General features: G+C 48.6%; 23 protein-coding genes. 10 read left to right on the top strand and 13 right to left on the bottom strand.

Annotation, left to right across the window (positions count from 1 at the left end; translation table 11 throughout):
- Positions 1 to 5: 5 nt before the first annotated feature.
- Entirely contained in the window at positions 6 to 596 is a 591-nt protein-coding gene (locus AACQ84_RS07345) for an esterase/lipase family protein (RefSeq protein WP_012307055.1), read from the bottom strand.
- Between the two features lie 65 nt (positions 597 to 661).
- Between AACQ84_RS07345 and AACQ84_RS07340 the strand changes: the two genes are divergently transcribed.
- Genes AACQ84_RS07340 through AACQ84_RS07330 form a run of 3 tightly spaced genes read left to right on the top strand, consistent with a single transcriptional unit; the run spans position 662 to position 2,349 of the window.
- Positions 662 to 1,330, top strand: coding sequence for a HEAT repeat domain-containing protein (locus tag AACQ84_RS07340; RefSeq protein WP_012307054.1), 669 nt, complete (start codon positions 662 to 664; stop codon positions 1,328 to 1,330).
- A 3-nt stretch (positions 1,331 to 1,333) separates the two neighbouring features.
- Positions 1,334 to 1,870 carry a pyroglutamyl-peptidase I family protein gene (locus AACQ84_RS07335; RefSeq protein WP_012307053.1) on the top strand — a complete coding sequence of 179 codons (537 nt, stop codon included), beginning with the start codon at positions 1,334 to 1,336 and terminating at the stop codon, positions 1,868 to 1,870.
- Positions 1,867 to 2,349: a DUF4112 domain-containing protein gene (locus AACQ84_RS07330; RefSeq protein ID WP_012307052.1), complete on the top strand. Its 483-nt coding sequence runs from the start codon at positions 1,867 to 1,869 to the stop codon at positions 2,347 to 2,349. Before AACQ84_RS07335 ends, AACQ84_RS07330 begins: the two co-directional genes overlap by 4 nt.
- Here the strand turns inward: AACQ84_RS07330 and surE are convergent.
- The 5 genes from surE to AACQ84_RS07305 all read right to left on the bottom strand — a co-directional run bounded on the left by surE (position 2,346) and on the right by AACQ84_RS07305 (position 6,672).
- On the bottom strand, positions 2,346 to 3,029 hold the full coding sequence (gene surE, locus AACQ84_RS07325; RefSeq protein ID WP_012307051.1) for a 5'/3'-nucleotidase SurE: 684 nt from the start codon (positions 3,027 to 3,029) through the stop codon (positions 2,346 to 2,348). The two genes, AACQ84_RS07330 and surE, sit on opposite strands and share 4 nt — an antisense overlap.
- The gene (locus tag AACQ84_RS07320; protein ID WP_012307050.1) at positions 3,029 to 3,793 is read right to left on the bottom strand and encodes an ABC transporter ATP-binding protein; all 765 of its coding nucleotides are present in this window, start codon (positions 3,791 to 3,793) and stop codon (positions 3,029 to 3,031) included. Before AACQ84_RS07320 ends, surE begins: the two co-directional genes overlap by 1 nt.
- Before the next feature lie 53 nt (positions 3,794 to 3,846).
- Positions 3,847 to 4,473, bottom strand: coding sequence for a signal peptidase I (lepB, locus tag AACQ84_RS07315; RefSeq protein ID WP_012307049.1), 627 nt, complete (start codon positions 4,471 to 4,473; stop codon positions 3,847 to 3,849).
- A gap of 194 nt (positions 4,474 to 4,667) precedes the next feature.
- Positions 4,668 to 5,891, bottom strand: coding sequence for a DNA double-strand break repair nuclease NurA (locus AACQ84_RS07310; protein ID WP_012307048.1), 1,224 nt, complete (start codon positions 5,889 to 5,891; stop codon positions 4,668 to 4,670).
- Between the two features lie 76 nt (positions 5,892 to 5,967).
- Complete coding sequence (locus AACQ84_RS07305; RefSeq protein WP_041443484.1) at positions 5,968 to 6,672, bottom strand: SIMPL domain-containing protein; 705 nt, start codon at positions 6,670 to 6,672, stop codon at positions 5,968 to 5,970.
- A gap of 253 nt (positions 6,673 to 6,925) precedes the next feature.
- Here AACQ84_RS07305 and AACQ84_RS07300 point away from each other — a divergent pair, with 253 nt between their 5' ends.
- The 3 genes from AACQ84_RS07300 (at position 6,926) to AACQ84_RS07290 (ending at position 9,748) form a co-directional block, all read left to right on the top strand.
- The gene (locus AACQ84_RS07300; protein ID WP_012307046.1) at positions 6,926 to 7,810 is read left to right on the top strand and encodes an RnfABCDGE type electron transport complex subunit D; all 885 of its coding nucleotides are present in this window, start codon (positions 6,926 to 6,928) and stop codon (positions 7,808 to 7,810) included.
- Positions 7,811 to 7,818: 8 nt separating this feature from the next.
- Positions 7,819 to 9,159, top strand: a complete 1,341-nt coding sequence (locus AACQ84_RS07295; protein WP_012307045.1) for a DUF2330 domain-containing protein — start codon at positions 7,819 to 7,821, stop codon at positions 9,157 to 9,159.
- Positions 9,160 to 9,286: 127 nt separating this feature from the next.
- Complete coding sequence (locus tag AACQ84_RS07290; RefSeq protein ID WP_234991411.1) at positions 9,287 to 9,748, top strand: thiol-disulfide oxidoreductase DCC family protein; 462 nt, start codon at positions 9,287 to 9,289, stop codon at positions 9,746 to 9,748.
- Between the two features lie 50 nt (positions 9,749 to 9,798).
- On the opposite strand, the gene AACQ84_RS07285 is transcribed toward AACQ84_RS07290, so the two are convergent.
- On the bottom strand, positions 9,799 to 10,005 hold the full coding sequence (locus tag AACQ84_RS07285) for a hypothetical protein (RefSeq protein ID WP_012307043.1): 207 nt from the start codon (positions 10,003 to 10,005) through the stop codon (positions 9,799 to 9,801).
- 173 nt (positions 10,006 to 10,178) lie between these two features.
- On the opposite strand from AACQ84_RS07285, the gene isiD reads away from it, so the two are divergent.
- The 3 genes from isiD to AACQ84_RS07270 are packed head-to-tail and all read left to right on the top strand — an operon-like array spanning position 10,179 to position 11,935.
- A complete protein-coding gene (gene isiD / locus AACQ84_RS07280) occupies positions 10,179 to 10,391 on the top strand; it encodes a protein IsiD (protein WP_012307042.1) in 213 nt (70 codons plus the stop codon).
- Complete coding sequence (gene coaBC, locus AACQ84_RS07275) at positions 10,392 to 11,603, top strand: bifunctional phosphopantothenoylcysteine decarboxylase/phosphopantothenate--cysteine ligase CoaBC (protein ID WP_012307041.1); 1,212 nt, start codon at positions 10,392 to 10,394, stop codon at positions 11,601 to 11,603.
- 20 nt (positions 11,604 to 11,623) lie between these two features.
- The gene (locus tag AACQ84_RS07270; protein WP_012307040.1) at positions 11,624 to 11,935 is read left to right on the top strand and encodes a DUF2499 domain-containing protein; all 312 of its coding nucleotides are present in this window, start codon (positions 11,624 to 11,626) and stop codon (positions 11,933 to 11,935) included.
- Here the strand turns inward: AACQ84_RS07270 and AACQ84_RS07265 are convergent.
- Together AACQ84_RS07265 and AACQ84_RS07260 are read right to left on the bottom strand one after the other, a co-directional pair.
- Entirely contained in the window at positions 11,932 to 13,410 is a 1,479-nt protein-coding gene (locus tag AACQ84_RS07265) for a carotenoid oxygenase family protein (protein ID WP_012307039.1), read from the bottom strand. The two genes, AACQ84_RS07270 and AACQ84_RS07265, sit on opposite strands and share 4 nt — an antisense overlap.
- 74 nt (positions 13,411 to 13,484) lie before the next feature.
- Complete coding sequence (locus tag AACQ84_RS07260) at positions 13,485 to 15,239, bottom strand: hypothetical protein (RefSeq protein ID WP_071819465.1); 1,755 nt, start codon at positions 15,237 to 15,239, stop codon at positions 13,485 to 13,487.
- 44 nt (positions 15,240 to 15,283) lie between these two features.
- On the opposite strand from AACQ84_RS07260, the gene AACQ84_RS07255 reads away from it, so the two are divergent.
- On the top strand, positions 15,284 to 16,177 hold the full coding sequence (locus AACQ84_RS07255) for a glycosyltransferase family 2 protein (RefSeq protein WP_049761600.1): 894 nt from the start codon (positions 15,284 to 15,286) through the stop codon (positions 16,175 to 16,177).
- A 7-nt stretch (positions 16,178 to 16,184) separates the two neighbouring features.
- Here AACQ84_RS07255 and murQ read toward each other — a convergent pair whose 3' ends face one another.
- The 4 genes from murQ to AACQ84_RS07235 form a co-directional block, all read right to left on the bottom strand.
- Positions 16,185 to 17,090 carry an N-acetylmuramic acid 6-phosphate etherase gene (gene murQ, locus AACQ84_RS07250; RefSeq protein ID WP_012307036.1) on the bottom strand — a complete coding sequence of 302 codons (906 nt, stop codon included), beginning with the start codon at positions 17,088 to 17,090 and terminating at the stop codon, positions 16,185 to 16,187.
- Positions 17,091 to 17,137: 47 nt separating this feature from the next.
- The gene (locus AACQ84_RS07245; protein WP_012307035.1) at positions 17,138 to 17,452 is read right to left on the bottom strand and encodes a Dabb family protein; all 315 of its coding nucleotides are present in this window, start codon (positions 17,450 to 17,452) and stop codon (positions 17,138 to 17,140) included.
- Between the two features lie 46 nt (positions 17,453 to 17,498).
- Positions 17,499 to 19,157, bottom strand: a complete 1,659-nt coding sequence (locus tag AACQ84_RS07240) for a CTP synthase (protein ID WP_012307034.1) — start codon at positions 19,155 to 19,157, stop codon at positions 17,499 to 17,501.
- A 228-nt stretch (positions 19,158 to 19,385) separates the two neighbouring features.
- Positions 19,386 to 19,982 (bottom strand): hypothetical protein, encoded by a 597-nt coding sequence (locus AACQ84_RS07235; RefSeq protein WP_012307033.1) that lies wholly within the window; start codon positions 19,980 to 19,982, stop codon positions 19,386 to 19,388.
- Positions 19,983 to 20,077 lie beyond the last annotated feature (95 nt).

The following is a 20,077-nucleotide window of genomic DNA, read 5'->3' as shown; positions in this document are numbered from 1 at the left end:
GTTTGCTATTGTTGCAGGGCCTTGGCGATCGCCTTAAGGGCACGGGGGTCAGACAACATCCAAGGATGTAAAGGTACGGGCAACTGCACGCCGGTGCCAATGGGGAGCTTCGTGCTCTTGGCGGGGAGAATCATGAGATCAAAGGGAGTCCATAGCCAAGTGACTTTTACAGGTTCTAGGGCAGTGGCCACATCACGGTTTAAATCCTGAAGCAAGTCACTATCCGGGCGCATCTGACGAATCCCTGGAAAGGGCAAACCATAGGCTGATAACGTGCCATTATTGGGGGCCGAAATACTCACATAACGTTCCACCCGTTGATTGCCGCCGAGCCGTTGCAAATAGTAGCGGGTCACAATGCCCCCCATACTAAATCCCACGAGATCGAACCGCTGGATCGCCCCAAAATGTTGGTGGACATAGGTTTCGATTTGGCTGGCTAAAATGGGCAGTGCTTGACGGCCATCATTGGGTTGTAGATCAAGGGCATGAATCTCCCAACCTTGCTGACTGAGGTATCGAGTTAGGGGTTTAAACACAGTGTGGCGGTCTAAAAAGCCATGGATTAACAACACCGGATTTAGGGAGTGGGTCATGGTTTATTGAAAAATCCTGAGAATCTTGATTACAATTTTATTAAGAACTTTTACAAAATTTGGTTATGTCTCACCCCAGCTTAGCGACACTTTCCCAACAACTCGAAAGTGAAAACTCCAAGGATCGCATGATTGCCCTGGCCCAATTGCGGGATGTAGCCCCCCTAGAAGCGATGCCCCTCATTAAAAAAGTATTAGATGATGAGGTGCTGCAAATTCGCTCGATGGCGGTTTTTGCCCTGGGGATTAAGCAGACAGAAGAGTCCTATCCAATTTTGATCAAGCTGCTAGAAACTGACGGCGATTATGGTATTCGGGCTGATGCGGCGGGTGCTTTAGGGTATCTCCAGGATGAGCGGGCTTTAAAACCACTGCTGCGGGCTTTTTATGAAGATACCTCTTGGTTAGTGCGTTTTAGTGCGGCGGTTTCTTTGGGGAATCTCGGTCGTCCGGAAGCGAAGGATGCCCTGGTTCAAGCCCTTGATAGTGGGGAAGCCATTTTAGAACAAGCAGCGATCGCTGCCCTGGGAGAAATTGGTGCCGTAGAAACCGTGGATCGCCTTGTAACCTTTGTTTCCTCAGACAATTGGCTAGTACGACAACGGCTCGCAGAAGCCCTAGGCGCGTTACCTTGTGAAAAGAGTCTTGCGGCGGTCAAGTTCCTCGTCAAAGACGACCATCCCCAGGTACAGGAAGCAGCCCAATATAGCCTCGATAGACTTAGTAATTCGTAGCGCGTGCGCGGCAAAATTTTACTGACCTCCTTTCAACCCTGGCTGGAACATCACACTTCCAATGCCTCGGATGATCTGCTCTGTCAGCTTAAGGCGAGGCGACTGGCCTTTGCGGATTTTTTATTTCTGCACCATCTGCCGGTGGAAACGGCGATCGCCTCTGCAAAAACCATTCAAGCCATTGCCGCTTATCAGCCGGATCTGGTGCTCTGCTGTGGCATGGCCGAAAAACGCGATCGCCTCACGGTGGAATCCCAAGCTTTTTATCAGGGGCAGCAGTTACAAACGCGCTTGGATCTGCAGGCTCTCACGGCTCCCCTAGAATTTACGGAGATTAGCGACGATGCCGGCAAATTTGTCTGTGAAGGGCTATATTTTCAAGTGTTAAAGCATCTCCAGCGGCAGCAATCTCAAGCACGGACCTTATTTCTCCATGTGCCTCTGCTCACGGCGGCCAATCGACCCTTAATCCTGCGGGATGTTGAAACCATGCTCCACTGGCTGCTGCACAATGTTCTGGCTTTCCCCATTGACCCATGACTGCCCCCAAAACCCCGAACCCGAAGACGTTAAAACGCATCCGCACCCTGAGTAAGCTGCTCGACAGTGCGATCGCCATTCCGGGGACAAAGTACAAAATCGGCCTCGACCCGATTATCGGTTTGGTGCCAGCGGTGGGGGATTACCTGAGTTTAATTCTCTCTGGCTATGTGATTTTCGAGGCGGCCAAACTGGGAGCAAAACAGGATACCCTCGTCAAAATGGCTCTCAATCTTCTTGTGGATAGCATTGTTGGTACGGTGCCCGTGGCCGGCGATCTCTTTGATGTGGCCTGGAAAGCCAACGAGGCGAATTTAAAGCTTTTAGAACAGGATTTGCCCGACCAGACTGACCTCGACAATGCCTCCATTGATTGGCGTCCCCTGATTTTAATTTTCGGGGCGATCGCCTTGGTGATTCTTTTGGGCGGTTTGTTGACCCTGTGGTTGCTAAAGCTCGTGTTCAATGCCCTTGCCTAGATCGAAATTTGGGTCACGGCAATATTTCCCGAAAAACACACATCCACATCGGTACCAGCGGCCCGGGGGCGCTCAGGGTAGGAGCCGACATAATGGAACTGTTGATCCCGTGCTTCATAGCACACTTGCATCGGGTCGGTGCTGCGCTCACAGAAAATAATTTCCGGGTCAGAGGTCGCCGTTAAATGGGGAAAATTCACATTCCAAAAATGCTTTTCCGGTAGTTCCTGGGTCAATAATTGCGCCAAAAGTTTCCCCGTCCAGTGGGTGACAAGATCCCAATCGATTTCTAAAGGCCGCTGGATGAAATGGGAAAAGGCGATCGCCCGCTTGCCGAGGATCGTCGCTTCCCGCACTGCCGCCACCGTCCCTGAAGTGTAAATATCCACGCCCAAATTACCACCAGCATTTACCCCCGACAGCACCCAATCAACATCTGCCGCAAACTGCGTTAAACCTAAGCGTGTACAATCTGCTGGCGTACCTGCCACCGCATAGGCATTTTTCGTCCGTTGCTCCACTGGGATCGGCGCATAAACCGTAAACCGATGGCCACATTCCGACATCTGTGTTTGGGGGGCCACCGTCACTACTTCTCTGGCGTGGGGAGCGATCGCCTTTTGTAAGGTTGCAATTCCAGGCGCATCAATCCCGTCGTCATTTGTTAATAAAACGCGCATTACGATCCCAAATAAGCCTCTAAAACCTGTTCATTACACTGGATATCTTCGGGGGTTCCGTCCGCCAAATTACTCCCCTCTGCCAATACCCAGATGTGGTTACACAAGGACATGATCACATCCATATTGTGCTCAATGATCAAAAAGGAAATTCCCTGTTGGTTCCAGCGGACAATGTGTTCACAAATTTGGTTGATCAAAGTGGGGTTCACGCCCGCCGCAGGCTCATCCAACAAAATTAACTGGGGATCGCTCATCAATGCCCTGGCCATTTCCAGGAGTTTGCGTTGTCCCCCCGACAGAGCACCAGCGTAATCCTGGGCTTTTTCCCCTAGACCGACGGATTCTAAGATGGCGATCGCCTTTTCCCGATTTGCCTTTTCTTGGCGACGAATTTTCCCCTGTTGCCACACCCGTAGGAAGTTTTCCCCCGTTTGCTGTTGGGCCGCCAGCAACATATTGTCTAGTACCGATAACCGTGATAACACCCGCGCCACTTGGAAGGTACGCACAAAACCCCGTGCCGCAATCTGGTGAGACGGTAAGTGCTGCACTTCCTGGCCGTTAAAAATAACTGTCCCCCGATCCGGCGTAATAAAATTTGAGAGCAAATTAAACAACGTCGTTTTGCCCGCCCCATTGGGGCCAATCAACCCCGTAATCTGTCCACGGGGCACCGTAATCGAAGCATTTTGCACCGCACGGATGCCACCGAAACTTTTATGGAGACCTGATGCTTGCAGCAAAGGGGATGGTTCACTCATGGTTGCCGGGATAGGGAGTCGCCCTATATCCTAGCGGTCTCTGGGATGGGACGCTAGGGTGTAATCGGTTCTTCGTCGGCAAATTGCGGCTCTTCGTTGAGGATGCCCACACGATTAAAGGGCCAAAAACGAATAAAGGCTTTCCCCACAAGCTTTTCACGGGGGACAAAACCCCAATAGTGGGAGTCATAGCTATTGTTGCGGTTATCGCCAAGGACGAGGTAGTGATCTTCTGGAATCGTCACGGGGCCGTAGTCATATTCTGGGGCTTCGTTGATATAGTCTTCTTCGAGGGCTTCCCCATTGATAAAAACGGTGCCGCCGCTGACTTGTACGGTATCACCAGGAATCCCGATCACCCGTTTAATAAAAGCATCCCGATAGTTTTGCTGCTGGAGAATTTCTGTCGGGTTAAAGACCACCACATCGCCCCGTTGGGGATTTTTGAAGTGATAGCTAATTTTTTCAATGATTAGGCGATCGTTCACTTCTAGGGTCGGCAGCATCGACTCGGAAGGAATGTAGCGGGCCTCGGCGACGAAGGTGCGGATCCCAATGGCCAAAATACCAGCGGTCACAAGGGTCTTGATGGTCTCTACCCAGGGATTTTCTTCATGCTGTTGCTCCGTGCCACTGGGTTTCTGGGTCGGTTCAACGGGAAATTGAGAGTTTTCGGGCATTATCGGTTCGCGCAGAAGTGACTAAAAGAAAATTGTGCGGCAGAATGCACGACGTGATGGTGACGACAATTGTGCCTGCCTGAGAAAAAGTGCTGATGCTTGTTTATTGTATGCTCTCCGATGGGGGATTGGGACTGGCTTAGGGGAGTTTCAGAATTCTCCTGAAAAGTCTTTGTGGGGGGAGAGCATGCTCTTTAAGCCACGGAACCCCGCTTGCGAGTTTCTTTGTAAGAGACACCGACGTTGGTTAACCCTGCTTTGAGGAGTTGTTGTTCGAGGAGCGCAAAAAATCGGGCGCGATCGCCACCCCGGATCACAGCTTGATTGTGGGCTTCGGCGATCGCCACAGGATACCCAAACCCCTTTTGCACTTGGCCGAGGACAATGCCTAGGGTTTGATCGAGGAGTTGAGGATCTGCCGCGACCCAGCGGGGCATCTCGATCCGCGCCACCTCCGTCCCCACATGGAGATAACAAAAACAAACCTGATCCGCTTCTGGATAATGATTTAAAATGCGCGCCTGACTGAGCCAAAGACCACTGCGATCGCCCGGTTGCAACAGTTGCTCAAAGAGGGTGCTATCCCGCAACGGTTCAATGGTTTGACAGGGGAGAGTTTCGCGAAATTCCGGTTTGCGTTCCTTGGTTTCGCCGTCGAGGCAATGGGTTTGACAGTCGGGTTTGTCGTGGGGGCAAGCCTGGAGCCGCAGGAAATGCACGGCTTCCACACTGCGGGTGGAACTAATGTAACCAATCAGCGGAATGCGGGTTTCCCGGAGTTGTTGCCAGGCTCCCAGGAGGGGTTCGAGAATTTGTTGGCGGGCTTCGGCGGGCAAATTTTCTAAAAACCAATAGACCAGAGAGCCATCTACCATCGCCACGTTGGGAATATGGCCGTGGGCACCAGGGGGCAATACCCACTTACAGGCCATCTCAGCGAGCACTTCGGCTTCGGAGGCAGTGCGGCGATAACCGAGCCATTCATCGGTGCGGATGCCCCATTTGCGGGAGGTGTACAGATCTTCGCTGCGATAAAAAATCTCCGGCAGATGATCGAGCAATGGGTGCAAGCTTTGGCCGTAGTGGAGCATCACTCGACCAATATTAATCAAATAACAGTAGGCAATTTCGTGGTGGGACGGGGCAATCTGGGAGCCATCCGTGGCAAAAACCGTGTGGGCTTGGGAAGGGGGCGAAATGGGAACGCGAGTCTCCAGAGATTCGAGGGGAATGCCATGGTTAAAAATGAGGCGATCGCCCCAGGTATTTTGGTGGGCCTGGAGGGTCTGAAAATCCGCCTGGGCTTCCTGAAGCAGGCTTAAGCCTCGCTCAATGCGTTCACGTCCTGTAGCGGCCTGTTCCTGGAGGTGCGCCCCCATGTCTGGCAGTTGTCCCGCAAGTTTGATTAGATCTAACATTCCCTCAAGTTTCGCCCCTATCCCACAAGGCGATCGCCCCTAGATTTAAGCGTAATTTAGCCCAAAAAGCAGGGTGTTAGTAACGGATCGTCAGGGTTACGGAAGCATTCACCGTCTGTTCACCCCCTTCTACCGGAGAAGGCGCTGCACTTTCGAAGGCGATTCGTGCCGTATCCATGGTTTTAAAAATGGGGGTTGGCGGCGTCGCCCCATTGACCTGGATTTGGACAATTTCCTGGGGACTCAAACCCAAGGCACCGAGGACAGTTTGGGCCTGGGTGCGCGCATCCTGGGCGGCTTCAGCGAGGGCGGTTTTTTCTGCTTCAGCGAGGGCGGCTTCGGTGGCCCGGAAGGAAATCCCATCAATGCGGGTTGCTCCGACTTTGACAGCTTCATCCATCAGGCTCCCGGCTTGGGCGGTGGGCACTTCAAAGCTCACTGTATTGGTGGCCAAGTAACCGATGAGGCGGCGATCGCCATTGTTGTAATCATATTCCGGCTGGAGATTAATGCCCGTGGTGGTGAGCTTGGCGACATTTTTGGACTTGAGAAAATCCACCACTTGGTTACTGCGCTTGGCGATATCTGCCTGGACTTGGGTTGCCGTCGCCCCCCGCACCTCGACCCCAAGGCGTACTTCAGAAAGACTCGTGGCAATGGCTTCTTCGCCGCGCCCCGTGACAGTGATCGTGCGCAATAGTTCTTCGGCGATCGCCCCAGAGGTTCCCCCCAGGAACAACATTCCCGCCAATAATGGGACAAACAATTTTTTCAGTTGCATTTTTTTTCATACTCCTACACACAGGTGCAAGATCACAGAGACAATTGTGTTTGACGCTCTAGAAATTTATTAGTCAATCAAATTCACATTTTTTAATATTAAACAGCCCCTGGAATCCTGCCTTGACTCTAGTTTACGACTGCCACAAGTCTCAAGGTTTTCTGTTACAAAAAAAGAAACCTTTTCGTCATCCCTGGACTTGTCTTTCATACTTTAGGCAACTTATTTCTTGCTTAGTCAGGGAGGATTTTCAATGCCCTTCAGTGATGCCCGTGATTATCAAATTGCAATTCTGACGACGTTTCTCCTGCTGGGAGTTTACACGCGAGACTGGACGTTAAATTTAACCTGGGTTTTGCTGGCGATCGCCACCTGTATTTTGACCCAATGGAGCTTCAGTGCTTGGCAAGCCTATCGTTGCCGACAAGAAACCCCTCTACAATGGCAACCGCTACTTATTTCCGGGGCGCGGAGTGCGGCGATTACTGGCTTGGGCCTTTCCCTGCTCCTGCGGGTAAATCATCCCCTCGTTTTAGTGGGGGCAGCGGTCGGGGCGATCGCCAGTAAATTTTTATTCCGTTATCAAGAAAAACATTTTTTCAACCCCGCCAATTTCGGCATCATTATGGCTCTCCTGTGGACAGATGGGGCTTGGGTTTCTCCCGGTCAATGGGGCACTGATTGGTGGTATCTATTGCTATTTTTTAGTGCGGCTGGCCTTGTGCTCAACCGAGTTGGTCGCTGGGATACGTCGATTGCTTTTCTAGCAAGTTACGGCGGTTTAGAAATTCTTCGTAATTTCTGGCTGGGTTGGAGTTGGGATGTGGTTGCCCACCAGCTTACTAGCGGCTCGCTACTGCTATTTGCATTTTTTATGCTTACGGATCCGCGCTCGATCCCCAATGGGAAACAGGGACGAATTTTTTGGGCCATTAGTATCGCCCTGCTCACCTTTGTTTTGCAACATGGCCTCTATACTTCGACGGCAATTTTCTGGGCATTATTCTGTCTGGCTCCTAGCACCATTGTGATCGATAAAATTTGGCGATCGCCCCGGTTCCAGTGGCAAGAAAAAGCTCAGGTGAAAGCCCCTATTGGCGATTCTTCTTTGACCCTACAAACTCGCCCCGTTATCTAAGGAAAATCATGTTTAAAACGATCCTGCAATATTTGCGCGGCTTGGCCATAACCTGTATTGGTTTACTACTACTGACCCAACCCGCCTGGGCCTTCTGTGGTTTCTATGTCGCCAAGGCCGATACCGATCTCTATAACCAGGCATCCCAGGTGATTATTGCCCGGGATGGCGATCGCACCGTACTAACCATGGCCAACGACTATGAAGGAGAAGTCTCAGATTTTGCCCTGGTGGTGCCTGTCCCAGTTATTCTCAAAGAAGAACAGGTTCACATTGGGGAAGCGAGTATCATCAAACGCCTGAATGACTTTAGCGCCCCCCGCCTCGTGGAATATTTTGACGAAAATCCCTGTGCTGTAAGGAGATTTGATGATGGTTTTGGGCTCCTGCAAAATGCGGCGCCACCAATGCCCATGGCCGCAGAATCCATGCGCGAAACAGCAGCCGATCTCGGCGTCACCATCGAGGAACAATTTAGCGTCGGCGAATACGACATCCTCATTCTCAGTGCCAAAGAATCCGATGGCCTCGAAACTTGGTTACGCCAAAACGATTATCAACTACCCCAGGGGGCCAGTGAGTTACTGCGGCCCTATATCCGCAACAAACTGAAATTCTTTGTGGCCAAGGTCAACCTCGAAGAATTTGACCGGAGCGGCGTAAACCAATTGCGTCCCCTGATGATGGCCTTCGAGTCACCGAAATATATGCTGCCGATTCGCTTGGGAATGATGAACGCCCAACAAGCCCAGGATCTGATTGTCTATATCCTTTCCCCCAAGGGCCAGGCGGAAGTAACTAACTATCGCACCGTAAAAATTCCCTCGAATGTGGAAATTCCCGAATTTGTGGAAGCGGAGTTTGGCGATTTTTATACCACCATGTTTGAGCAAGACTACCAACGCCAAGGCCGGGATGATATTTTCCTAGAATACGCCTGGGACATGAGCAGTTGTGATCCCTGTTCTGCCCCCAATCTAACGAAAGCAGAGCTAAAACAGGCGGGGGTCTTTTGGGATGAAGATCAATATCTCCCCAGGGTGTTTATCACGAGGCTCCATGTGCGTTATGGCCGCGACAAGTTTCCGGAAGATCTCCGTTTCCAAGAAACGACCAATCGTCAGTTTTTCCAAGGGCGCTATGTGATTCGTCATCCCTATCGGGGGGAAATGACCTGTAGTGCAGCCCAAGCCTATCGAGAACGTACCTACCAACGCCAGGAAGCGGCGGTACAAACCCTGGCGAAGTTAACGGGTTGGGAGCCAGCAGACATTCGCCGCAAGGTTGACTTTATCGAAACCAATGGCCCAACGCCAACAGATGAGGCTTGGTGGGATTCTATTTGGTAATTGGAGAGTGAAAGACTGGGGCGATCGCCAAAAGAACACAGCCTTAAAAACGCCCTTTTGGTGATTCCCCAGGTACTCGCAAAAAATCTTTACAATGGAGTTAAGTATCTCACTCCGAAATTGCGCCATGTCCTCCGCCCCATCCTGGAAAGTCAAATTGCTCTATGACGGTCAATGTCCCCTTTGTCTGCGGGAGGTTAACTTTCTGCGGCGCAAGGATAATGGCCGTGGGTTAATTTGCTTTGTGGATGTGGCAGCCGATGATTACGACCCCAGTCGCCATGGTGGTGTGACTTTCCGGGCAGCGATGGAGCGGATCCATGGCGTACTACCCGACGGGACAGTGCTCCAAAATGTGGCGGTTTTTCGGTATGTTTACGAAGTCCTGGGGATGGGCTGGGTCTATGGCATCACCAAACTTCCTGGCATTGGGCAACTGGCCGATTGGGTTTATGGCATCTGGGCGAAATATCGTCTGCAACTAACGGGCCGTCCCGATTTAATCACTCTGATCCAAAACCGGGAAGAACGACAAGCCTGTGGTGCTGGCGATCGCTGTCGTCTCGAAACGTCCGGAACGGACACCTAAAATTTTTTTTTCTGAGAACGATCCGCCGAGGAAATGCTCAGTTTTTAACGTCAGACATCGTAGCTCATCAGCTGTTCGACAGGTACGAAAACTTCCCTGGGCAAGAGAATAGACCGTTCACGAAAGCTGACAAATCCCTGGAGCGTTTTTGGATTAACCGAAACCCCAGTGACATATTGGGAGCGCACGGGATGAACAGCAACATATTGGTTATAGATCTGCTGGGCAGCTCGCAACACGCTGGGTTCAATTAACATGGGAGGCTGACTCCTTGGGGAACAGAATCTCCCCTTAAGATTACGTCTAGTTTACTCGACAAATCAAGCCGACAATAAGAACGGTGACAGGCCATTGTTTTGGGAATTTCTAAGAGTAGAATAAAGAATGAACAGAACCTAAAAGAACGTGCAGCGTCAGGGAGGTCTTATTTATGACAGTCTTAACAAAAACCCCCCAGGAAATCGCCCACATGGACGAAACGGATGTGGCTCAACTCGCCGCACGATTAGAACAGGACGATTATGGAACTCCCTTTGAAGCCCTCCAGGATTGGCACTTGTTGCGGGCGATCGCCTTTCAACGGCAAGAGTTAGTCGAACCCTACTGGCACCTCTTGGACATCGAAGCCTACGACGAATCGTAAATGCTCAACGAAAAAAAGATTGTCGTCGGCATTAGTGGGGGCATTGCCGCCTACAAAGTTTGTGAAGTCATTTCCCAACTGTTCCAGGCTGGGGCAGAGCTCAGGGTCGTCCTGACGGATTCGGCCCAACGTTTTATCACGCCCCTCACGGTGGCCACCCTCAGCCGTCACCCAGCCTATACAGACGAAGATTTTTGGGATAGCCACCGCCCCCGACCGGTGCATATCGACCTGGGAGAATGGGCAGATTTAATTTTGCTAGCCCCCCTAACGGCGAATACCCTCGCAAAAGTAAGCCTGGGCCTTGCGGATACGTTGCTGACAAACATTATTTTGGCCTCCACTTGCCCAGTTTTAGTCGCCCCGGCGATGAATACGGACATGTGGCAACAGCTCTCGGTGCAGTCCAATTGGCGGCGACTCCAACAGGATCAGCGCTATCACATCCTCGACCCAAATAGTGGTTTGTTGGCCTGCGATCGCCAAGGCAAAGGACGCATGGCAGAACCCGTGCAGATTATTAAAGCGGTTCAAGCACTGATCCACAGTCGGGGCCGAGCGGATCTCGCAGGCAAAAAAATTCTCGTCAGCGCCGGAGGAACCAGGGAGCATTTTGACCCCGTGCGCTTTATTAGTAATCCTTCGACGGGAAAAATGGGTTTAGCGATCGCCGAAGCCGCTGCCTATCGAGGCGCCACTGTGACCCTAGTCCATGGGCCGATGGAAAGTCGCTTGTTAGAAAATTTAGCGAATCTCCACCGCTTTCCCGTCACTAGCGCCGCCGAAATGGAGCAAATGATGCTATCCCAGGCGGATCAGTTTGATTGGCTCATTCTGTGTGCAGCGGTCGGTGATGTGCGGCCCACGGTGAACTATGACCATAAGCTCGCGAAGGCAGAGTTGCCCGAAAGCCTTGCCTTAGAGGAAATTCCTGACATCGCCGCCCAACTGGGTCAACGGAAACGCCCCGACCAAAAATTAATCGGTTTTGCGGCCCAGACGGGGGAAATTACGGCCCCCGCCCTGGCTAAATTGCAACGGAAAAAACTCGATGCGATCGCCGCCAATGCCGTGGATCAAGCTAATTCCGGTTTTGCTAGTGAGACGAACCAACTGATTTTCCTCGACAAAGAAGGCCGCAAGGCGACAATTCCCCAGGCCAGCAAGGGGGCGATCGCCCATCATCTACTAGACTTTATCAAGCAACTTTAAACAAAATTTCTGCCCCTGCGATGAACGCCCTTTCCTTTCCCACTTGGATTGTCCACATCTCTAGCGTTTTGGAGTGGATTTTGGCTATTTGGCTGATCCAAACCTACGGCAATCTGACCCAAGACAAAAGCTGGTCGGCCCTCGCCTGGGGAATGTTGCCGTCCCTCGTTAGCGCGATGTGTGCCTGCACTTGGCACTTTTTCGACAATGCACCCAGCCTCGAATGGCTCGTCACGATCCAAGCCGCCCTCACTCTCCTGGGTAACTGCACCCTGTGTTTAGGGGCCTGGTGGATTTGGCGATCGCCTGACCCCAAAGAATCGGTCGACTAGAAATTCACAAACACTTCCGGCGTCCAACTACCATGCAGGCCATAGGGAATATGCTGCTTTAAATGTAGGGTTGCCAAAGGTTGAGCAAAATTTTGCGCATCAAAAATCACCACATCCGAGCGATGCTGGGCCGAATCATAGACCATCAAGAGAACCCAGCCTTCATCCTCTGCCGTAGCTCCTGGACGGGGTACAAAAATCGGCTCCCCCGTAAATCCGTCTGGCGCAAAGGAATAAACTTGAGAATCCTCCCCTTGGTGATCCACCTTCCACACCGCCTGCAACGGTGCATTGCCTGTTTTGGCGTGGGTCGCCCCGATGTAGGCATAACGATAGTCCCGTCCCACACGCTCTGGATGCACCACCGGGAATTCACAACAGCGGGTAGCCAATAGTTCTCGCGTCACCTTTTTTGTCTCTAAATCTAGAGTAAAGCGCCATAACTGCCCCGGATCTAAAGTCTCAAAATCAACATTTTTATAATCCACATCTGCCTGCACCTGGGGGATTGACTGATAGCAGACCGAATCCACGATAATTCGTTTATCCTGCTCAAAGGCATTGGCATGGTGAAACACAAAACCCGCCTCCGCCTCTAACGTTTGTACATCATCCCGTGCCGGATCCCTCGGAATGACGATCATCTGCGTCGGTTTATCCGCCTCAAACTTCACACATTCACCGGCCCCCTTAAACCCCAAAACATAGGGCAAAGGATTAAATTTCACCGACGCTTGGAAAAAAATGACGTAATTGGGCGTAATCACGAAATCATGGATAAATGCAAAGCCTTTAGCTTCATGTTCTCGATAGCGCAGTAATTTGCCTGCCGGACTAATTTCATAGATCACCAAGCGCGTCGGAAGACCTGGTTTTACCGCAAAATTCACCAAACAAGGTTCGCCCCCATCCCAAATACTCGCCGGATCAATACGTGGATGGGCCGAAAAACTATCCCCAGGCTTGAGCGTTTCCCCTAAATAATCCAGGCCGCGCGTTTCCAAATTTTCAGGATTTAAACTGTGGGGTTCTGCCGCTTCCCAGAGGGCTAACAGTTTTTTCCCCCAATAGATCACGTTTGTGTTTGCGATATTTTTCAACCGCAAGTCAAACATATTATTGAAAATACCGCCCGGTTTTTGCGTTCCAAATACGCCTCGATAAATAGGTTGACCAGCTTTTTGTTCCGCCACAAACCCTGCTGTCTGCACAAAGCGATTCTGGAAATAGGCCCGCCCTTCCTGAAAGCTGACTGAGCAGACCATTCCATCACCATCGAAAGGATGCTTAATCGGCATGCCACCAATGTCTAAGAGCCCAGGCCCGTTACGAAACAAGGTTCCCATCAATTCGACAGGGATCTCGCCGTCAATATCTGTGACTTCATAGGCAAGTTCCTGTCGCTGGGATTCATAGCCTTTTTGCCACGCGGCTTGATTGTAAGATTTCGTTTTGTTTGGAAAGATGGAAGTCATACCCTAGAACAGGTTTTATTAACTTTTATTAAGTTCATTCTAAGTCTAACACTAATCAAATAATGCAGGTAAGGCTAGTTTAGCTCTTTAGAAATCCAGTCTAGGATGCAGTCCGAGCTCACTACATTTATATCTTGATCAGTAAAGATGGTGCATTGTTTTTGGACTTGCCACAGAGCGATCGCCTCTTTATTTAACTTAACTTGATGAATAGCATTGCTGGCTTGAGGTTGGAAATGGTTAAACCATCGATTCGCTTCTAAGAATTTGACGCTAAAAACATCAGAATTAACCAACCATAAATCAATTTTTGAATCATAAATAAATCTCTGCAGTACTGTGGGATCAATATTGTAATGGGCTGTAATTAAATCCTGAGTACGTTGGCGAAACTGGTCATAATATCCCACATGGTAAGGGATGCCATATTCTGCCGCTACGAATACACTCCGTTGCGAGAAAGATGGTATGTTGCTGGCCTCATCGGCAAAAGAAGCAACCAGGGTATCTTTTGGAGTTTGTTGTAAAAATTGATATAAATTATGATATTTCCCAGTGATATATCCAGTACTAGGAAAGTCTTTATCAGTTAATGGATCAACAAGTAAAGAAAAAGCAATAGAAAACAAAGCAAATACCAGAAAGACTAGCCGCACAGTCCTTAAAGATCTTTCTCGACATAAACGAACTAGCTTATCCAATAAAATCACCAAAGTCAGACCACAAAGAATGGTTAAACTAAAACGCAAACTATGCAAACTATAACGACTAGGCAAATAAAGTTTAAATAGGAATAAATGAGCCAATGTGTATAGGACAAATCCGCTAATTAGTAGTTGGTTCAACACAAACAATCGGCGAATGTCTTGAGTTAAAGGAAAATGTTTTTTATATAAAAAAATAATCGGCAATAATAAAGAAATATAGACTAAATCAGGTCGTAATGCCGCAGTAAGACGAATCCCTGTACGACCACCATTGAAAAGGTAATCCCACCAGTTAGTTTGAAAAAAACTTGCTCTTCCTCCTGGTTCAAATTCTGGCAGTTGTTTTGCTTGAGTAAGGGAGATTACAGGTTCGAAGTCAGAATTACTAAGGATGTGGGGCAATAACACGACAAAGGCAACTAGCAATCCAGAAATTGCTAAATTTTTATCATGACGATTGTAGTTAAGCTGAAGTTTTCCTTGATTTAGAGTAAAGTATTGACAGACTAAGACTCCTGCTGCAACTAACACAAAAGATCCATAAAACAATCCTAGAAAAACTATTGATCCTATTGTCCAGAAAAAAGACTTACGTATTACTGCCCAAAGAAATAATAAAAAAATAGGAATCAAAAAAGCTTTCGCAGTTCCGGAAGTTAGTCCGTCTTGAAGCCAGAGATTTTGTATCAGAACTGTACTAGACAGAAAAGCAGCAAAGGGAATTGGTAATATTTCTAAGCAAAGGATAAAACTTAAAAATACTGTCAGAGGACTGAGTAACAAAGGTACTATTTTAGATAAGAAATCAGGGTCAACACCCAATTTAGCAAGACAATAATAAAAAAAAGATACGCCGGCTGGAGAAATTGAGTTGTAATAATCCGCAATTAAATCATCGGAAAATAATTCTGGATCTAAAAATCTCGCCATCCAAAAAATATGTTGTCGAGCATCATCTTGTATCCAGTGAAGCTCTCCGGAAATTTTAGTCAGGGCTAAAATTGGATATAGAAGGCCAAGAAATAGTGCGAATAGAAGCCAGAATAGAGTAGTGCGATCACATACTTTTTTTGAGCGAGTCAATAAAAATTGACTGACTCGATCTAACAGGTTTAAACTCATTTATAATTAGCAAAATAAACAATTAACTTTAGACTTATTCTGTGATGGCAGTAGTACCTGAGCCCATGCCACAATCTCCGTCTCCAGGGGTTTCGATTATTATCCCTGTCTATAATGAAGAAGGGGCGATCGCCGAAACATTGGAGCAATTAAAGACAATTTTTTCCCAAGTAGAACAAGTCTACGAAATTATTGTGGTTGATGATGGTTCCATTGACAATACTGCAAAAATTTTAGAAGAGCAACCGGGAATTCGTCTTTTAAAACATCCGATAAATCGAGGCTATGGTGCAGCCCTTAAAACAGGCATTATCCATGCTCAATATGATTTGATTGCAATCACTGATGCTGATGGGACTTATCCGAATGAGCGATTGCTAGATCTGATCAGTTTAGGAATGAGCGGTAGGTTTGATATGGTGGTTGGCTCTCGCACAGGGAAAAATGTTACTTACTCTAACATCCGCAAGATTCCAAAATTCTTTTTAGTTGGTTTTGCTGAGTGGATCGCCAAACAAAAGATTCCAGATCTTAATAGTGGCATGCGAGTCTTTCGTAAAGAAATTGCTCAGGAATTCATTCATATTTTACCTGATACTTTTAGTTTTACAACAACTATTACATTAGCAATGCTGACCAATAATTATATTGTTCACTATGAACCAATAAACTACTTTCATCGAGTTGGAAAAAGCAAAATAAAGCCCGTTCAAGACACGCTGCGTTTTTTTAAATTAATTCTAAGAACAGGAATTTATTTTGCGCCAATTAGAATATTTGTGCCGATTGCTAGTCTTTTTTTTCTGGGTTTTTTAATCTCCCTTGCTCAGGATATACTTAGAAAAGACTTGACAGAATCTACTTTGATTCTCTTTGTTGCAGCAACTCAACTTGCGGTTTTTTCTTTACTGGCAGACATGTTAGATAAGCGCTTATAAAATAAGTTTATGACTTTAACGCTGTTCGGAGACTGCCTTGATGGACTTTTAATAAATGCTCTGCTTCTGAGGCGTCTACATTTTTCCAATGCATTAATAATGCTATTTTGACGCGACGCTGGGATTTTTCTAGAAGGATGGCCGCTTCCTCACGGCTTAAATCTGTTAGGTCTTGGAGGATGCGCAGTGCCCGGTCATGGAGTTTATGGTTTGTGACGGCAACATCAATCATGCGATTACCGTAAACTTTACCGAGCTTAACCATGACGCTAGTCGAAAGAATATTTAAGGCCATTTTGGTGACAGTTCCGGCCTTAAGACGGGTCGAGCCTGCCAGAATTTCGGGGCCAGTCAGTAGACGAATATCAACAGCGGCAGCAAAGGGCACTTGTTCGGCCGGAACGCAACTAATGAAAATAGTTTTCGCTCCGCGCTGTTGGGCGGCAATCAGGGCACCTTGGACATAGGGAGTGGTTCCCCCCGCAGTAATACCGACAACGACATCTAATTCGGTGATCTGTCGTTGGGCGATCGCCTTTTTTCCGTCTTCGGCCCGGTCTTCAAGATCTTCTGAACTGCGCACGAGAGCTCCGGCCCCTCCGGCAATAATCCCTTGAACCAGTTCCGGGGGGGTGCAAAAGGTGGGCGGACATTCCGCAGCGTCTAAAACGCCGAGGCGGCCACTGGTTCCAGCCCCCACATAAAATAACCGCCCACCATGCATCAGAGCTTCACTGGTGATTTCGATGGCCTGGGCTAGTGCTTCGCGGGCATTGGCGATCGCCTCCAGGGTTTTTTGATCCTCTTGGTTAAAGAGATCGACCAATTCCAAAGCCGACATTTGATCTAAATTTTGACTCTGGGGGTTGACCTGTTCTGTAAGTAAATGGCCGCGACTTTCGTAGGAATTCAAGGAATTGCCCTCGCACTAACGCATGATAAATAAACAAAGTTAACCATCTACTGTCCGAAGAAATCAACCACCTGAACTTTCGTCCATTTGCTCTTATGTCGCTTGAGAAATTCTTGGTGGTTGGGGTGAGGCCCATAGGTATCAAGGGCTGCATTACTTTCTAACTGCACATACAAAGCCAATTGATAATCCTTAATGTGGACATCCCGATCTGACCGGGCCTTTAACCCCAGATCAACTTTCAAAACCCCAGGGATTGCCCCCAAGAGAGTCAGGCCATCTTCAATAATCGTTTGGGTTTCAGCAGTCCCAGTTGCTGCTGCCAATTCAAACAGAACAATATGATGTACGGAATTTGCCATGGTTTTTATCGTTGTGATCAAGTTAATTCATTACAGGTTCTTCGCCCTAGGACAGAGAAATAGACATCTCCGTACTCTGGTTATCTAGCTCATCAGAAATCGGTTGGGACTTGTGGTTTCCCGCCGCTTGAATAAACCCGAAAAAGAGGGGGTGGGGATGGTTCGGACGAGATTGAAATTCGGGGTGGAACTGGGTCGCAATAAAGAACGGATGGTCAGCATATTCAATAATTTCTACCAAGCGACCATCGGGGGAAGTTCCACTCACTTGATAGCCCGTTTCTAAGAACAAACTCCGGTAGGCATTGTTAAATTCGTAGCGGTGACGGTGACGTTCGTAGATCACCTCTTGGCCATAGAGTTGATAGGTCAGGGTGTCAGGGGTGAGCCGACAGGGATATAAACCCAGGCGCATGGTGCCACCAAGATCCACCACATCCCGCTGTTCTGGCAAAAGATTAATCACGGGGTTTTTCGCTTCGGGGTTGAATTCGGCGCTGTGGGCATCCTCTAATTTGGCAACGTTACGGGCCCATTCAATCACTGAAGATTGCATCCCAAGACAAAGGCCCAGGAACGGGATTTGATTGAGCCGGGCATATTCAATGGCCGCTACTTTTCCATCAACGCCCCGTAAACCAAATCCTCCGGGAACGACGATCCCCGCCATATCCGCAAGATACATGGACGCGCCGTGTTTTTCGATATCCTCAGCGTTGACCCAATGGAGTTTGATGTCCATGTCATTGGCGATCGCCGCATGGCCGAGGGATTCCACCACGGATAAATAGGCATCATTGAGCTGGACATATTTGCCGACAATGGCGATATCCATATGGCGGTTCGGGCGCTTCATCCGTTCGACGAGGTTTTGCCACTGCTCTAAATTTGGTTGCCGGGGTTCCATTCGCAGCAGCTTGAGGGTTTGTTCTGCCAAGCCTTCCCGTTCCAGCATCAGGGGTACTTCGTAAATGCTGCTGGCATCCTGGGAGGTGATCACCTGTTCTTCTGGGACATTACAGAACTCCGAAATTTTTTCCCGTTGGCCTTGGGGTAGGGGGCGATCGCAACGACACACCAGCACATCCGGCTGAATCCCAATAGAGCGCAATTCTTTTACAGAATGTTGGGTGGGCTTCGTTTTCATTTCCCCCGCCGACGAAATCCAGGGGATCAAGGTTACGTGCATATACAAAACATTGTCCCGGCCAGCCTCTTTGCGGAACTGACGAATCGCTTCTAGGAACGGTAAAGATTCAATATCGCCGACGGTACCGCCAATTTCTGTGATCACAAAATCAGGATTCGTATTCTCCGCCACGCGAAAAATTCGTTCTTTAATCTCGTTGGTAATGTGGGGAATGACTTGAACCGTCCCCCCTTGATAATCGCCCCGTCGCTCCTTATTAATCACCGCTTGATAAATGGAACCGGTGGTCACACTATTAAGGCGAGACATGGAGGTATCGGTAAATCGTTCGTAGTGGCCGAGGTCGAGGTCTGTTTCTGCACCATCCTCGGTGACAAAAACTTCCCCATGTTGGAACGGGCTCATGGTGCCAGGATCGACGTTAATGTAGGGATCGAGCTTCAGGATCGACACCGAATAGTCACGGGACTTGAGTAAACGCCCCAAACTTGCTGCCACAATGCCTTTCCCGATGCTGGAGACCACACCACCGGTGACAAAGATAAATTTAGCCATTAACCGATACCCGTTCCGTTCACAATGTTTTTAACCTGTTCATTTTGCCATACTCCTTTCGATAGACAGAGAAAATTTACTGGCAAAGGCTGAACCCATGTTGAGTTGTATTGTATTTTCTTTCGTGAAAATCGGTGTAACTTACCCAGAAAATATCTGGGCGATCGCCTAAATCGAACAATCTTAGTTGGTTTTTAACTCAACAAAACAAGTTTATTCTGGCAGTTTTTAGGTGGACTTGGGACGGCTCGAAAATACGGGTTGAGCATCAGGCCCCGCTTGACCGCGAATTGTTTCTAGTACCTTTGCGGCAGTGGCAGCATCGGTCGGGGTGAGTCGCTCAAATTGATAAACACGGTAGACGCGATTCTCCGGATTTGCAGCTCGATTATCGTAATGATAAAACCGCACCGTATGGAAATTTTGGTCGCGATAAATCACGATTTCTTCGTTTTCTGGTACCGGAATCCGACTAATTTGGGTTTGCCATAGATGCTGCACAATGACGGCGTGGGTTGGGGTCACGATGTAATTCGTCGCCTTGAGGGAAGAACGAACAACCTTCGGCATGACAATGAGAAAAGCAAAGGCGATCGCCAAGCTTAATCCCAAAAAAGTAAGCCAAATGCCGAGTGCTTCCCCTAGTTCATCCCAATTTGCCAGCCCAATTAATAAAAAGAAGCCAAACGCAAATAAACCAAAATAGCCAAAAGCTTGAATGATTTTCAGACTCCAGGGCGATGACCCGGCCGCCTGGGGCATGCCTTGCCAGAGAATTTTTTCTTGGGGTTCTAAAAAAACTGAAAGATCATAAATATTACTCATTATTATTAGGTTTTTTCATGCATACCTCCATAGTTATAGCGAAATTTCGATTTTATAAAACTTAAAATAGAGGCATTTATATTACCGAGTGGAAA

The sequence above is a fragment of the Picosynechococcus sp. PCC 7002 genome (assembly GCF_963860125.1).
In the GTDB taxonomy this organism is placed as follows: domain Bacteria; phylum Cyanobacteriota; class Cyanobacteriia; order Cyanobacteriales; family MRBY01; genus MRBY01.
The sequence above is the reverse complement of the archived record's forward strand: the minus strand, read 5'-3'. Positions and strand labels throughout refer to the sequence as shown.